Annotated in this window: 15 protein-coding genes and 2 pseudogenes; 13 read left to right on the forward strand and 4 right to left on the reverse strand. The window is 68.3% G+C overall.

The window, feature by feature from the left end; genetic code table 11:
- Positions 1–19: 19 nt before the first annotated feature.
- Positions 20–1,030 carry an HpcH/HpaI aldolase/citrate lyase family protein gene (locus tag Tther_RS08985; RefSeq protein ID WP_143903058.1) on the reverse strand — a complete coding sequence of 337 codons (1,011 nt, stop codon included), beginning with the start codon at positions 1,028–1,030 and terminating at the stop codon, positions 20–22.
- Positions 1,031–1,045: 15 nt separating this feature from the next.
- Positions 1,046–2,032 (reverse strand): malate dehydrogenase, encoded by a 987-nt coding sequence (locus tag Tther_RS08990; protein ID WP_143903060.1) that lies wholly within the window; start codon positions 2,030–2,032, stop codon positions 1,046–1,048.
- A gap of 108 nt (positions 2,033–2,140) precedes the next feature.
- Between Tther_RS08990 and Tther_RS08995 the strand changes: the two genes are divergently transcribed.
- The 11 genes from Tther_RS08995 (at position 2,141) to leuB (ending at position 11,617) form a co-directional block, all read left to right on the forward strand.
- Positions 2,141–2,959, forward strand: coding sequence for a GntR family transcriptional regulator (locus tag Tther_RS08995; protein WP_143903062.1), 819 nt, complete (start codon positions 2,141–2,143; stop codon positions 2,957–2,959).
- A 148-nt stretch (positions 2,960–3,107) separates the two neighbouring features.
- Positions 3,108–3,539 (forward strand): succinate dehydrogenase, cytochrome b556 subunit, encoded by a 432-nt coding sequence (sdhC, locus tag Tther_RS09000; RefSeq protein ID WP_143903064.1) that lies wholly within the window; start codon positions 3,108–3,110, stop codon positions 3,537–3,539.
- Between the two features lie 24 nt (positions 3,540–3,563).
- Complete coding sequence (sdhD, locus tag Tther_RS09005) at positions 3,564–3,929, forward strand: succinate dehydrogenase, hydrophobic membrane anchor protein (protein WP_143903066.1); 366 nt, start codon at positions 3,564–3,566, stop codon at positions 3,927–3,929.
- Positions 3,930–3,932: 3 nt separating this feature from the next.
- The gene (gene sdhA / locus Tther_RS09010; RefSeq protein ID WP_143903068.1) at positions 3,933–5,738 is read left to right on the forward strand and encodes a succinate dehydrogenase flavoprotein subunit; all 1,806 of its coding nucleotides are present in this window, start codon (positions 3,933–3,935) and stop codon (positions 5,736–5,738) included.
- Between the two features lie 25 nt (positions 5,739–5,763).
- Entirely contained in the window at positions 5,764–6,465 is a 702-nt protein-coding gene (locus Tther_RS09015; RefSeq protein ID WP_143903070.1) for a succinate dehydrogenase iron-sulfur subunit, read from the forward strand.
- 25 nt (positions 6,466–6,490) lie between these two features.
- Positions 6,491–6,802, forward strand: coding sequence for an FAD assembly factor SdhE (locus Tther_RS09020; RefSeq protein WP_143903072.1), 312 nt, complete (start codon positions 6,491–6,493; stop codon positions 6,800–6,802).
- Between the two features lie 15 nt (positions 6,803–6,817).
- Entirely contained in the window at positions 6,818–8,128 is a 1,311-nt protein-coding gene (gene gltA / locus Tther_RS09025; RefSeq protein ID WP_143903074.1) for a citrate synthase, read from the forward strand.
- A gap of 153 nt (positions 8,129–8,281) precedes the next feature.
- The gene (gene leuC / locus Tther_RS09030) at positions 8,282–9,703 is read left to right on the forward strand and encodes a 3-isopropylmalate dehydratase large subunit (RefSeq protein ID WP_143903076.1); all 1,422 of its coding nucleotides are present in this window, start codon (positions 8,282–8,284) and stop codon (positions 9,701–9,703) included.
- 22 nt (positions 9,704–9,725) lie between these two features.
- Positions 9,726–9,854: an entericidin A/B family lipoprotein gene (locus Tther_RS09035; RefSeq protein ID WP_143903078.1), complete on the forward strand. Its 129-nt coding sequence runs from the start codon at positions 9,726–9,728 to the stop codon at positions 9,852–9,854.
- A complete protein-coding gene (gene leuD / locus Tther_RS09040; RefSeq protein WP_143903080.1) occupies positions 9,855–10,508 on the forward strand; it encodes a 3-isopropylmalate dehydratase small subunit in 654 nt (217 codons plus the stop codon).
- Positions 10,509–10,546: 38 nt separating this feature from the next.
- Positions 10,547–11,617, forward strand: coding sequence for a 3-isopropylmalate dehydrogenase (gene leuB / locus Tther_RS09045; RefSeq protein ID WP_143903082.1), 1,071 nt, complete (start codon positions 10,547–10,549; stop codon positions 11,615–11,617).
- A 3-nt stretch (positions 11,618–11,620) separates the two neighbouring features.
- Here the strand turns inward: leuB and cutA are convergent, their stop codons facing one another.
- Entirely contained in the window at positions 11,621–11,962 is a 342-nt protein-coding gene (cutA, locus tag Tther_RS09050) for a divalent-cation tolerance protein CutA (RefSeq protein WP_143903084.1), read from the reverse strand.
- A 320-nt stretch (positions 11,963–12,282) separates the two neighbouring features.
- Here cutA and asd point away from each other — a divergent pair, with 320 nt between their 5' ends.
- Complete coding sequence (gene asd, locus Tther_RS09055) at positions 12,283–13,401, forward strand: aspartate-semialdehyde dehydrogenase (RefSeq protein WP_143903086.1); 1,119 nt, start codon at positions 12,283–12,285, stop codon at positions 13,399–13,401.
- A gap of 167 nt (positions 13,402–13,568) precedes the next feature.
- A pseudogene (locus tag Tther_RS13645) lies at positions 13,569–14,468 on the forward strand (type IV pilus assembly protein FimV); the annotation flags it as partial.
- Between the two features lie 371 nt (positions 14,469–14,839).
- Here Tther_RS13645 and Tther_RS13505 read toward each other — a convergent pair.
- Positions 14,840–14,969: pseudogene (locus Tther_RS13505) on the reverse strand (ABC transporter ATP-binding protein); the annotation flags it as partial.

Genomic DNA, 14,969 nt, shown 5'->3' on the forward strand with positions numbered 1-14,969 from the left:
GCTCCAGTCGGTGGAAATCTCATCGAAAGTGGCCGCGCACCGTCTCGGGCAACGCCACGCCGGTGGCGTGGGCCCGCTCCAGCACCTGCCAAAAGTAGCGGAAAGACGCGCGGTCGTGCAAATGCCCCTGGTGCGATATCGGCGCCCAGTCGGCCGCGGCGGCGCGCTCGATGATCGCCGCGGCCTCCTCGACCTCGCCCGGCTGCGGCCGAAACGCCGCCACAATGGGCTCGATCTGGTCGGGGTGGATGCTCCACATGCGCGTGTAGCCGAACTCGCGCGCGGCACGCTCGGCCGCGTGGCGCACGGCCTCGCGGTCACGAAACTCGGTGACCACGCCGTGCGCGGGCACCTTGCCGTGCGCGTGCGCGGCACTGGCAATCTCGAGCTTGGCGCGCCGCACCAGCGGGTGCTCGAACTGGCCGCGCAGCGTCATCGCCGTGGCGGGAATGGCCCCGCCGTGCGCCGAGACGAAGTCCATCAAGCCAAAGCTGAGCGACGCCACGCGCGGGTGCGCCGCGATGTCGAACGCCCGGTGCACGGCGGCCGGCGACTCGATCAGCGCATGCAGCGCCAGCGTGGGCGCGCCCGCCGCATCGAGGGCGGCGGCCGCGCGCTCGACGTCGGCCACCGACTCGACCTTGGGCAGCATGACATGCGTCAGGCGCGCCCCCACCGCCCCCACGATCGTGGCCACATCGGCCTCGAAGGCGGGGTGATCGACCGGGTGCACCCGCACCGCCACGCGCGGCGGCACCGCCGCCGCCCAATCCAGCCCGCGCACCAGTTCGACGATCAACGCCGCGTGCTCGGCTTCGGCGCCCACCGGCGCGCCGTCCTCACAGTCCAGGGTAACGTCGAACCAACACGCGCCATGGCGCGCCGACCACTCGGCCTGCAGCGCCAGGCTCTTGCGCATGCGCGCCTCGACACCGGCGTAGTGGTCGCACACCGGCAATCCCACGGCCCCTGCCTGGGCGCCGAGCAGCACCGCGCGCGGGTGGCGTGACGGCGGCAGGGACGTGGTCATGGCGCGCCGTCCCGGTCAGATCAGGTGCGCCACACCCTGACGCTCTTCTTCGAGCTCGGCCAGGGTCTTGTTGAGGCACTGCTGGCTGAACTCGTCGATCGGCAGCCCCTCGACCACGGTGTATTCACCGTTGGCGCAGGTGACCGGGAAGCCGAACATGACCTCTTGCGGAATGCCGTACCAGCCCTGCGACGGGATGCCCATGGTCACCCATTTGCCGTTCGTGCCCAGCGCCCAGTCGCGCATGTGGTCGATGGCGGCGTTGGCCGCCGAGGCCGCCGACGACAGGCCACGCGCTTCGATGATGGCCGCGCCGCGCTTGCCCACGGTGGGCAGGAAAACGTTGCGGTTCCAGTCCTCGTCGTTGATCATGTCCTTGACCGACTGCCCGTCGATGGTGGCAAAGCGGTAGTCGGCGTACATGGTGGGCGAGTGGTTGCCCCACACGCACAGCTTCTCGATGCTGGAGACCGGCTTGCCGGTCTTGGCGGCGATTTGCGACAGCGCGCGGTTGTGGTCCAGGCGCAGCATGGCGGTGAAGTTTTTCGCCGGCAGGTCCGGGGCCGACTTCATCGCGATGTAGGCGTTGGTGTTGGCGGGGTTGCCCACCACCAGCACCTTGACGTTGCGGCTGGCCGCCTCGTTGAGCGCACGGCCCTGGGCGGTGAAGATCTGCGCGTTGGCCGACAGCAGGTCCTTGCGCTCCATGCCCGGGCCGCGCGGGCGCGCGCCCACCAGCAGCGCGTAGTCGGTGTCGCGGAAGGCGCTCTTGGGATCGCTGTGCGCCTCCATGCCGGCCAGCAGCGGGAAGGCGCAATCCTCCAGCTCCATCATCACGCCCTTGAGCGCCTTTTGGGCCTTCTCGTCCGGGATTTCCAGCAGTTGCAGGATCACCGGCTGGTCCTTGCCCAGCATCTCGCCGGAGGCGATGCGAAACAGCAGCGCGTAACCAATCTGGCCCGCGGCACCGGTGACGGCCACGCGGACGGGCTTCTTGCTCATGGAACTCTCCATTGGGGGGAAATGACAGGGATGAACGGCGCGAGTGTACCCTGGTAAACCCGCATGCGTCAATTTGTCTTATGTCTTATATAAGATATCATTGCACCCATGAAACCCGAGGGCCTCACCGCCAAAACCGCGCCTTCCGTCGCCGAGGCGCCGGCCGCCACCGCGCCGGCGTCGCCTGCGGCGGGCGCGCCCACGCCGGCGTTTAGCCCGCTGTACCAGCAGATCAAGGGCCTGCTGCTGCAAAGCCTGCAGGCCGGCGAGTGGCGCCCCGGTGACCTGATCCCCAGCGAAGTGGAGCTCGCGGCGCGCTTCAAAGTCAGCCAGGGCACGGTGCGCAAAGCCATCGACGAGCTCGCCGCCGACAACCTGCTGGTGCGGCGCCAGGGCAAGGGCACCTTCGTGGCCACCCACGCCGAACAGCACATCCAGTACCGCTTTTTGCGCCTGCACCCGGACGTGGGCACCCTCGACAGCGAAGGGCCGGCCACGCGCGAGGTGCTGGGCTGCCGCCGCGTGCGCGCCAGCGCCGACGTGGCGGCCGCGCTGCAGCTGCGCCCGGGCGACACCGTGGTGCAGGTCACGCGCGTGCTGGCCTTTCATGGCACGCCCACGATCCTGGAGGACTTGTGGCTGCCCGGCACCGCCTTCCGCGGTCTGACGCTGGCCACGCTGGCCGAGCACCCGGGGCCGATGTACGCGCTGTTCGAAACCCAGTTCGGGGTGCGCATGGTGCGCGCCGAAGAGCGCATCAAGGCCGTCGCCGCCCACGAGGTGGCGGCCGAGCGCCTGCAGGTGCCCCCCGGCACCCCGTTGCTGAGCGTGGAGCGGCTGGCCTACACCTACAACGACGTGCCGATGGAGTTGCGGCGCGGCCTGTACCGCACCGATCGGCACCACTATCGCAACGAGCTGAGCTAGCCCGCTGCCCACCCCTTGACCATGCTGCATTGCAATAGAATGCGACAGTTCCCCGTCAGCGACCTGATGAACCATAACGTGTTCGCCGTCATGGCCGCCAGCGGCCCCGCTGACCATGGTGGCCCGTTCTGACCCCAGGAGAAACCCCATGACGCCCATGCGCCCCGCGCGGCCCGAGTTCCGCAATATCAACGCCTTCAAGGACCTCACGACCTACCGGCTGCCCGCCGCAGGCTGGGTCTCGATCCTGCACCGCGCCAGCGGCGCCCTGATGTTCCTGCTGCTGCCGTTCGTGGTGTGGATGATGGACACCTCGCTGTCCTCGGAAATCTCGTACGGCGCCTTCACGGCAGCGTTTTCGGCCGGCATCGGCTTCGTGCCTGGCTGGTTCGTCAAGCTGGTGGTGCTGGCGCTGATCTGGGCCTACCTGCACCACTTCTGCGCCGGCGTGCGCCACCTCATCATGGACGCCACCCACAAGGTGGACAAGGCCTACGGCCGCTCGTCGGCCATCGTGACGCTGGTGCTCAGCCTCGGCCTGACGGCGATCCTCGGCGCCAAGCTGTTTGGCCTGTACTGATCTTTTCCGACGGAGTAACGACAAATGGCAGTCAACTACGGCTCCAAGCGCGTCGTCACCGGCGCGCACTACGGTCTGCGCGACTGGATGGTGCAGCGCGTCACGGCGGTGCTCATGGCCTTGTTCACGGTGGTGTTGCTGGTGCAGGTCATCGCCACGCCCGGCCCCCTGGGGTATGAAGCCTGGGCCGGCATCTTCGCGGCGCAGTGGATGAAGTTCCTCACCTTCGCCGTGGTGCTGGCGCTGGCGTGGCACGCCTGGGTCGGCGTGCGCGACATCTGGATGGACTACATCAAGCCCGTGGGCCTGCGCCTGGCCCTGCATGTCTTTACCCTCGTCTGGCTGGTCGGTTGCACGGGCTGGGCGTTTCAAGTGCTTTGGAGGCTGTAAGCCATGACCCTGACTGCGAACCTTCCCCGCCGTCGCTTTGACGTCGTCATCGTCGGAGCCGGTGGCTCCGGCATGCGCGCCTCGCTGCAGCTGGCCCGCGCCGGCCTCAACGTCGCCGTGCTGTCGAAGGTGTTTCCGACCCGTTCGCACACCGTGGCGGCGCAAGGGGGCATCGGTGCGTCGCTCGGCAACATGTCCGAGGACAACTGGCACTACCACTTCTACGACACCGTCAAGGGCTCGGACTGGCTGGGCGACCAGGACGCCATCGAATTCATGTGCCGCGAAGCGCCCAAGGTGGTCTACGAGCTCGAACACATGGGCATGCCGTTCGACCGCAACCCGGACGGCACCATCTACCAGCGCCCCTTTGGTGGCCACACCGCCAACTACGGCGAAAAGCCGGTGCAGCGCGCCTGCGCGGCGGCCGACCGCACCGGCCACGCCATGCTGCACACGCTCTACCAGCAAAACGTCGCCGCGCGCACCACGTTCTTCGTCGAATGGATGGCGCTGGACCTGATCCGCGACGCCGACGGCGACGTGGTGGGCGTCACCGCGCTCGAGATGGAGACCGGCGACGTCTACATCCTGGAAGCCAAGGCCACGCTGCTGGCCACCGGCGGCGCCGGCCGCATCTACGCCGCCAGCACCAACGCCTACATCAACACCGGCGACGGCCTGGGCATGGCGGCACGCGCCGGCATCCCGCTGCAGGACATGGAGTTCTGGCAGTTCCACCCGACCGGCGTGGCCGGCGCGGGCGTGCTGCTGACCGAGGGCTGCCGTGGCGAAGGTGCGATCCTGCTCAACAGCAATGGCGAGCGCTTCATGGAGCGCTACGCGCCCACCCTCAAGGACCTGGCGCCGCGCGACTTCGTCAGCCGCTGCATGGACCAGGAAATCAAGGAAGGGCGCGGCTGCGGCCCCAACAAGGACTACATCCTGCTCAAGCTCGACCACCTGGGGCCGGAGACGATCCACAAGCGCCTGCCCTCGGTGTATGAGATCGGCGTCAACTTCGCCAACGTCGACATCACCAAGGAACCCATCCCCGTCGTGCCCACCATCCACTACCAGATGGGGGGTATTCCGACCAACATCAACGGCCAGGTCGTCGTGCCCGATGGCAACGGTGGCCAAAAGGTCGTGCAGGGCCTGTACGCGGTGGGTGAATGCTCGTGCGTGTCGGTGCACGGCGCCAACCGGCTGGGCACCAACTCGCTGCTGGACCTGCTGGTGTTTGGCCGCGCCGCGGGCAACCACATCGTCGCCCACCTGGACCGTGGCCGCGAGCACAAGCCGCTGCCCAAGGACGCCGCCGACCGCACGCTCGAGCGCCTGAGCCGCCTCGAGTCGCGCACCGACGGCGAATACGCACAGGCGGTGGCCAACGACATCCGCCAGACCATGCAGCAGCACGCCGGCGTCTTCCGCACCCAGGCCAGCATGGACGAAGGGGTGCGCAAGATCAACGCGCTGCGCGAGCGCGTCGGCGCCATCGTGCTCAAGGACAAGTCCAAGGTGTTCAACACCGCGCGCATCGAGGCGCTGGAGGTGGAAAACCTGATCGAAGCCGCCCAGGCGACGATGACCTCGGCTGCGGCGCGCAAAGAATGCCGCGGCGCGCACACCGTCAAGGACTACGAGCGTGGGCCGGACGATCCCGAGTGCCCGCTGGGCCGCAACGACAAGGAGTGGATGAAGCACACCCTGTGGCACAGCGCCGACAACTCGTTGACCTACAAGCCGGTCAACCTCAAGCCGCTGACGGTCGATTCGATCCCGCCCAAGGTCCGCACGTTCTGACGTCCCCACGCCTGAGGTATCCACCATGGCCAAACGCACCTTCAAGATCTACCGCTACGACCCGGACAAGGACGCCAAGCCGTACATGCAAACGCTGGAGGTCGAGCTGACCACCGAGCGCATGTTGCTCGACGCGCTGATCAAGCTCAAGGAGATCGACCCGACGCTGGCGTTTCGCCGCTCGTGCCGCGAGGGCGTCTGCGGCTCGGACGCGATAAACATCAACGGCAAGAACGGGCTGGCCTGCCTGACCAACCTGCGCACGCTGCCGCAGACCATCGTGCTCAAGCCGCTGCCCGGACTGCCCGTGGTGCGCGATCTGATCGTGGACATGACGCTGTTCTTCAAGCAGTACCACTCGATCAAGCCGTACCTGATCAACGACACCCAGCCACCCGAAAAGGAGCGCCTGCAGTCGCCCGAGGAGCGCGAGGAGCTCAACGGCCTGTACGAGTGCATCCTGTGCGCGAGCTGCTCCACCAGCTGCCCGAGCTTTTGGTGGAACCCGGACAAGTTCGTCGGCCCCGCCGGCCTGCTGCAGGCCTACCGCTTCATCGCCGACAGCCGCGACCAGGCCACGAGCGAGCGCCTCGACAACCTCGAGGACCCGTACCGGCTGTTCCGCTGCCACACCATCATGAACTGCGTCGATGTCTGCCCCAAGGGTCTCAACCCCACCAAGGCGATCGGCAAGATCAAGGAATTGATGGTGCGCCGCGCGGTCTGACGGCGCCGCCCAGCCCCGCCCTGCCATGGACGACCACGAGCCCCTCGACGAACGCCAGCTCAGCCGACTGCGCTGGCGCTGCCGCCGCGGGCTGCTCGAGAACGACCTGTTCATCGAGCGCTTTTTCCAGCGCCACGGCCCTCGGCTGACCGTTCGGCAGGCGCGCGGCCTGGAGCGGTTGATGGACCTGGCCGACAACGACTTGCTCGACCTGTTGCTGCAGCGACGCGAGCCCGACGGCGCACTGGCAACGCCGGAGGTCATCGAGGTGCTGGCGTTGCTGCGCACGCCGCCGCGCACGCCGGCCTCACCCACCCCCGAAGCCCCCACCGCTTAGCCCCAAGGAACCCTCATGAAACTTCAAGACCACAAAGCCACGCTGTCCTTTTCCAACGGCGCGCCCAGCGTCGAGCTGCCGATTTACTCGGGCACGATGGGCCCGGATGTGATCGACATCCGCAAGCTCTACGCCCAAACCGGCATGTTCACCTACGACCCGGGGTTTCTGTCCACGGCGTCGTGCCAGTCGGCCATCACCTACATCGACGGCGACAAGGGTGAGCTGCTCTACCGCGGCTACCCGATCGAGCAGCTCGCCACGCAGTGCGACTACATGGAGACGTGCTACCTGCTGCTCTACGGTGAGCTGCCCAACGCCGCGCAGAAGGCCGAGTTCGCGCAGCGCGTGACCATGCACACCATGGTCAACGAGCAGATGCAGTTCTTCCTGCGGGGTTTCCGCCGCGACGCGCACCCGATGGCCGTGCTGACCGGGCTGGTGGGGGCGATGTCGGCCTTCTACCACGACAGCACTGACATCAACAACCCGCAGCACCGCGAAATCGCGGCCATCCGGCTCATCGCCAAGATGCCCACGCTGGTGGCCATGGCCTACAAATACGGCATCGGCCAGCCCTACATGTACCCGCGCAACGAGCTCAGCTACGCGGGCAACTTCCTGCGCATGATGTTTGGCACACCGTGCGAGGACTACAAGGTCAACCCCGTGCTCGAGCGTGCGATGGATCGCATCTTCATCCTGCACGCCGATCACGAGCAAAACGCCTCCACCTCCACCGTGCGGCTGTGCGGCAGCTCGGGCACCAACCCGTTTGCGGCCATCGCCGCGGGCGTGGCCTGCCTGTGGGGCCCGTCGCACGGCGGCGCCAACGAAGCCTGCCTGAACATGCTGGAAGAAATCCAGGCCATGGGCGGCGTCGACAAGATCGGCGAATTCATCGCCAAGGTCAAGGACAAGAACTCGGGCGTGCGCCTGATGGGCTTTGGCCACCGCGTCTACAAGAACTACGACCCGCGCGCCAAGCTGATGCAGGAAACCTGCAACGAGGTGCTGGGCGAGCTGGGCCTGGAAAACGACCCGCTGTTCAAGCTGGCCAAGACGCTGGAGAAGATCGCGCTGGAGGACGACTATTTCGTACAGCGCAAGCTCTACCCCAACGTGGACTTCTACTCCGGCATCGTGCAGCGCGCCATCGGTATCCCGGTCAGCCTGTTCACGGGCATTTTTGCGCTGGCACGCACCGTGGGCTGGATCGCGCAGCTCAACGAAATGCTGGCCGACCCCGAGTACAAGATCGGCCGTCCGCGCCAGCTCTTCACCGGGGCGGCCAAGCGCGACGTCGTGCCGATCGCGCAGCGCTGATCGGCGCGCGGCGGGGTGCCTGGCGCCCCGCTGCGTGAGCGGGCCGCGCCGATCCGGCCCGCAGCCGGCCTCGGCGTGCCGCGCCGTGTGCGCGCCACGCCCCATGCGGCCTCGCCCTACAATGGCAGGCCGCGCACATCGATTGCCTCCGCCATGGGACGCACCCTGTACGACAAGATCTGGGACGAGCACGTCGTCCACACCGAAGAGGATGGCACCGCCATCCTCTACATCGACCGCCACCTGGTGCACGAAGTGACCAGCCCGCAGGCGTTTGAAGGCCTGCGCGTGGCCGGCCGCAAGCCGTGGCGCGTGTCGTCGGTGGTGGCCACGGCCGACCACAACACCCCCACCACCGGGTGGGAGCTGGGCTACGACGGCATCGCCGACCCGATCAGCAAGGAACAGATCATCACGCTCGACGCCAACATCCGCGAGTTCGGGGCGGCGGCGTACTTTCCGTTCCTGAGCAAACGCCAAGGCATCGTGCACGTCATCGGCCCGGAAAACGGCGCCACCCTGCCGGGCATGACGGTGGTGTGCGGCGACAGCCACACCTCCACCCACGGCGCGTTTGGCGCGCTGGCGCATGGCATCGGCACCAGCGAGGTCGAGCACGTGCTGGCCACGCAGACGCTGCTGGCCAAAAAGGCGCGCAACATGCTCATCCGCGTGGAGGGGCAACTGCCGCGCGGTTGCACCGCCAAGGACATCGTGCTGGCCATCATCGGCCGCATCGGCACCGCCGGGGGCACGGGCTACACCATCGAGTTTGCCGGCAGCGCCATCCGCGCCCTGTCGATGGAGGGCCGCATGACCGTGTGCAACATGGCCATCGAAGCCGGCGCGCGCGCCGGGCTGGTGGCCGTGGATGACAAAACCATCGACTACGTGCGCGGCCGCCCGCTGGCCCCCACGGGCGTGGCGTGGGAGCAGGCGGTGGCCTACTGGCGCACGCTGCACTCCGACCCCGATGCGCACTGGGACGCGGTGGTCGAGCTCGACGCCACCCAGATCCTGCCGCAGGTGACCTGGGGCACCTCGCCCGAGATGGTGGTGCCCGTGACCGCGCGCGTGCCCGACCCCGACAAGGAAAAGGACCCGGTCAAACGCGCCGCCATGGAGCGGGCGTTGCAGTACATGGCGCTCACCCCCGGCAAACCCATCACCGACATCACGGTGGACAAGGTGTTCATCGGCTCGTGCACCAACAGCCGCATCGAGGACATGCGCGAAGCCGCAGCCGTGGTGCGCAAGCTCGGCCAGAGGGTGGCGCGCAACGTCAAACTGGCCATGGTCGTGCCCGGCTCGGGCCAGGTCAAGGAACAGGCCGAGCGCGAAGGGCTGCACGAGATTTTCCGCGCCGCGGGCTTCGAGTGGCGCGAACCTGGCTGTTCGATGTGTCTGGCCATGAACGCCGACCGGCTCGAACCCGGCGAGCGTTGCGCCTCCACGAGCAACCGCAACTTCGAAGGACGCCAAGGCGCGGGCGGGCGCACCCACCTGGTCAGCCCCGCCATGGCGGCCGCTGCGGCCATCCACGGCCATTTCGTCGACATTCGCCAGTTTGTCTGATCCATCCCTGCGGAGGTTCGCCATGAAACGCGCACTGTGCTGCACCCTCGCCTGCCTGGGCCTGCTGTTGGCCGGTTGCAACACCGTCCAGGGGCTGGGCAAGGACATCCAAAAAGGCGGCCAAATCCTCCAAGACGCCGGCAAGAAGTAAATGCAGCGCTTCACCATCCACAAGGGCATCGTGGCGCCGATCGACCGCGAAAACGTCGACACCGACGCCATCATCCCCAAGCAATTCCTCAAGTCGATCCGCAAAACGGGCTTCGGGCCCAACCTGTTCGACGAGTGGCGCTACCTGGACCAGCCGGGCCAGCCCGGCGTGCCGGAAAGCCAGCGCAAGCCCAACCCGGACTTCGTGCTCAACCAACCCCGCTACCGGGGCGCGAGCATTTTGCTGGCGCGCAAAAATTTCGGCTGCGGCTCCAGCCGTGAGCACGCGCCGTGGGCGATCGAGCAGTACGGGTTTCGCGCGCTGATCGCGCCCAGCTTTGCGGACATCTTCTTCAACAACTGCTTCAAAAACGGGCTGCTGCCGATCGTGCTGCCCGAGTCCACGGTGGACCGGCTCTTCCACGAGGTCTACGCCCAACCGGGCTATGAGCTGACCATCGACCTCGAGCGTCAGGTCATCGTCGAGCCGCAAGGCGCCGAAATCCCGTTCGAGGTGCAGCCCTTCCGCAAATACTGCTTGCTCAACGGGCTCGACGACATCGGCTTGACCCTGCGCCACGCCGACAAGATTCGCGCCTTCGAGGCCGAGCGGCTGGCCCGCTACCCGTGGCTGGCCCGCACCCTGGCCGGCTGAGTCCCTGTCTGCACGCCCCCACCGTTGATTGCGCCGCCATGAAAATCGCCATCCTGCCCGGTGACGGCATCGGCCCCGAGATCATCGCCGAAGCCGTCAAGGTCCTCAACGCCCTGCGCCTGCCGCTGGAGATGGCCACGGCCCCCGTGGGCGGGGCCGCCTACGCCGCGCACGGGCACCCCCTGCCCGAGGCCACGCTGGCGCTGGCGCGCGACGCGGACGCGGTGCTCTTTGGCGCCGTGGGTGACTGGAAATACGACACCCTGCCGCGCCATCTGCGCCCGGAGCAGGCCATCCTGGGGCTGCGCAAGGCGCTGGGGCTGTTTGCCAACTTGCGCCCGGCCATCTGCTACGCGCAACTCACGCATGCCTCCAGTCTCAAGCCCGAGCTGGTGGCGGGCCTGGACATTTTGATCGTGCGCGAGCTCACCGGCGACATTTACTTCGGCCAGCCGCGTGGCCGGCGCAGCGCCCCGGACGGGCCGTTTGCCGGAACCGACGAGGCCTACGACACCATGCGCTACAGCCGCCCGGAGATCGAGCGCATCGCCCACGTCGCCTTCCAGGCCGCGCGCAAGCGCAGGCGCAAGGTCACCAGCGTCGACAAAGCCAACGTGCTCGAGACCTTCCAGTTCTGGAAAGAGGTCGTCACCGAGGTGCACCGCGACTACCCGGACGTCGAGCTCGAGCACATGTACGTGGACAACGCGGCCATGCAGCTGGTCAAGGCGCCGAAAAAATTCGACGTCATCGTCACGGGCAACATGTTTGGCGACATCCTGTCGGACGAGGCCGCGATGCTCACCGGCTCGATCGGCATGCTGCCCTCGGCCAGCCTCAACGAACGCGGGCAAGGGCTGTACGAGCCCAGCCACGGCAGCGCGCCGGACATCGCCGGCCAGGGCATTGCCAACCCGCTGGCCACGATTTTGTCGGTGGCGATGATGCTGCGCTATTCGCTGCAAATGCCCGAGGCTGCCGACCGCATCGAGGCGGCCGTGCAACGCGTGCTCGCCGACGGCCTGCGCACCCCCGACATCCACAGCGAAGGCACACGGCGCGTCGGCACGGCCGAAATGGGCGACGCCGTGGTGCACGCGCTCGGCTAAGCCTTACGACTGGGTGCCCGCGCGCACCCAGTCGGCAAAGGCGGCGCTGGCCTCCAACGGCACCGCCACGATGGCCGGCAGTTCGTACGGATGCAGGGCCTGCAGCGCGGCCACCAGCGCGGGGTAGCGCGCCGTCGTGGTTTTGAACAGCAGGCGGTACTCGGGCTCCTGCTGCACGGCGCCGGCCCAGACGTACACGCTTTCGATGGCGCTGAGCTGCGCGCACGCGACCAGGCGCTGCCCGACCAACGCATGGGCCAGGCGCAGGGCGTCGTCGCGGGTGGCGACGGTCGTGATCACGGCCAGCAAGCCTTCGGTGCTGGTGCCAGGCAGGGGTGTGGACATCGCATCGGACTCCCAAGGGCCGCCGTGCGCGGCGGCGGGCAAGCCGGAACGGCCGGCCACCGGCGGCCGCGTTGTCAGGCGTACGCCAGCTTGGCTGGGCTACAATCCGCATCATATGGCCAGCCACCGCGCGCTCACCGCACATCGCGCCTGCCCCGCAGGGGCGCTTGGCGTGCGCGCGGGCCTGCGCGCGAGCGCCAAAACCACGACCACCATTATCGGCTGACACCAGCCTGGTTCGTCGTGCGCCCTCCCCGGCCAGACGAGCCGGGCAGCAGAAGGGTTCTACCACCACTTCCACCACTGAAAGGGCACACGTCATGAATCTCGTAGGCAATCGGGTCGGCCTGGTCGGCTGGCGCGGCATGGTCGGCTCGGTCCTGATGGACCGCATGGTCGCCGAGCGCGACTTCGGCCTCATCGAGCCGGTCTTTTTCTCCACCTCCAACGCGGGCGGCGCGGCCCCGGCACAGGCCAAAACCCACCGCACCCTGCAGGATGCGCACGACATCGCGGCCTTGGCGCAGTGCGACATCGTCATCACGTGCCAAGGCGGTGACTACACCAAAGAGGTCTTCCCGAAGCTGCGCGCCGCGGGCTGGCAGGGCCATTGGATCGACGCCGCCAGCGCCCTGCGCATGGAGCCGGACGCGGTCATCGTTCTGGACCCGGTCAACGAGCACGTGATCCGCCGCGCCCTGGCCGCCGGCGGCAAGAACTGGATTGGCGGCAACTGCACCAACTCCATCCTGCTCATGGGGCTGGGCGGGCTGTTTCGCGAGAACCTGGTGGAGTGGGTCAGCTCCATGACCTACCAGGCTGCCAGCGGCGCCGGCGCCAACCACATGCGCGAGCTGCTCAAGGGCATGGGCGCCATCCACGCCGCGGTGGCCGAAGAATTGGCCAACCCGGCCTCCGCCATCCTCGACATCGACCGCAAGGTGGCGCGCGCGATCCGCGAGGACGTGCCGACCGAGTTTTTCGGCGCGCCGCTGGCGGGCAGCCTCATCCCCTGGATCGACGTGCAGCTGCCCAACGGCCAGTCCAAGGAGGAGTGGAAGGGCCAGGCCGAGGTCAACAAGATCCTGGGCACCGAGCAGACCATCCCCGTGGACGGCCTGTGCGTGCGCATCGGCGCCATGCGCTGCCACAGCCTGGCGCTGACCCTCAAGCTCAAGCGTGATCTGCCGTTGGCGGAAATCGAATCGATCATCAAGAGCGGCAACCCCTGGGTCAAGTGGGTGCCCAACGACCGCGCCATCACCGTCAAGGAGCTGACCCCGGCGGCCATCACCGGCACGCTGCAGGTGGGCGTGGGCCGGGTGCGCAAGCTCAACATGGGGCCGCAGTATGTGTCGGCCTTCGTCATCGGCGATCAGCTGCTGTGGGGCGCCGCCGAGCCGCTGCGCCGCATGCTGCGCATTCTGTTGGGCGCCTGATGGCGGTATAGTCGCCAACGTCCGGGGCCTTGGGGCCTGCCGGACGTTGTGCGCCCGCAACGCCAGGCGGCCCAACGGGAGTCAGACGGCCCGTTCACGCCAGGTCGCGCGCCGTCTTAGCTTGTCGCCGTAACGCATTGATGCTAAGGTGTTTTGACCCCGTCGAAATGCGCTCACCAAGGACTCCCGTGCCGAATCGCCCGCTCTCATCGCCACCACCCCTGCCAACGCCGTGGGTCGGCGGCGCGGGCGGGCGGCCCGCACGACCCTGGCGGCGCGTGGCGCTGGCCGCGACGTTGTGCGCCACGCTGGCCGGCAATGCATGGGCGCTGGCCCTGGGACGGGTGGTGGTGCAGTCGCAGCTGGGCGAACCCCTGCGCGCGGAAATCGACGTACCCGCCATCACCGAGGCCGAGGCCGCCAGTCTGGAACTCGGCATCGCCCCGCCCGAACGCTTTCGTGCCGCCAACCTGGAATTCAACCCCCTGGTGCAGGATGTCGTGCTGACACTGCAGCGGCGCACGGACGGCCGCACGCTCATCGTCGTGCGCAGCGAGCGGCCGGTGTCCGAACCCTTCCTTGACCTCGTGGTGCGGGCCCGCTGGGCGGGCGGCGAGCTGTTGCGCGGCTACACCCTGCTGTTCGATCCTCCCCATCTGCGCCCTCCCGCGCCGCTGGCCCCCGCCGTGGCCGAGCCGCCGGCCCCGGCCGTCACCGATGTGCGCCCCGCACAACCCGTCCCGTCAGCCCCCGCAGCCGCCACCGCGGCGCCGCCCGGGACGGCCAGCCGGCCAGCCGCCGCGGCCGCGCCAACCGCCGCAAAACCCGCCAGCGCGGCCCGCGTCAAGGTCCAACCGGGCGACACCGCGGGACGCATCGCCGCCGCGCACAAACCGCCCGGCGCCACGCTGGAACAAATGCTGGTGGCGCTGTTGCGCGCCAACCCGCAGGCGTTCATCCGCGGTAACGTCAACCTGGTGCGCGCCGGCACGGTGCTCGATCTGCCCGACAATGCCCAGGTGGCGGAGGTCGATGCGCAGGAGGCCCGCCGCTTGGTCGCGGCCCAAACACGCGATTTCAGCGACTACCGGCGGCGGCTGGCCGCTGCCGCCCCGCGACAGGACGCGCCGCAGGCCTCCCGCGCCGCCACCGGCACGGTGCAAGCCGCCGTGGCCGAGGCCAAGCCCGAGGCCAGCGCCCAGGACAAGCTCACGCTGACCAAACCCGGCAGCGCCGCCCCAACCGAGGAGCGCATCGCCCAAGCGCGCCAGCGCGACGAAACCCAGCAGCGCGTCGCCGAGCTCAACCGCAACCTGCAGGAGCTGGAGCAGCTGCGCCAGGCCACGACGACCGCGCCCGCCGACGCAACGACGCCAGCCCCAGCGCCCGCTGCGCAGGCGCCAACCGGCGTCGGCCCGCAGGTCAACGCCGACGCCCCCACCACCAGCGCCGCCCCCTGCGCACGGGTTTGCGCGTGCAACAACGCCAGCACCTGCGTGGCGGTGCGCGGATCCAGATTGCCCGTGGGCTCATCGGCCAGGATCAGGCGCGGCCGATGCGCCAGGGCG

Source organism: Tepidimonas thermarum, assembly GCF_007556705.1.
Taxonomy (GTDB): Bacteria; Pseudomonadota; Gammaproteobacteria; order Burkholderiales; family Burkholderiaceae_C; genus Tepidimonas; species Tepidimonas thermarum.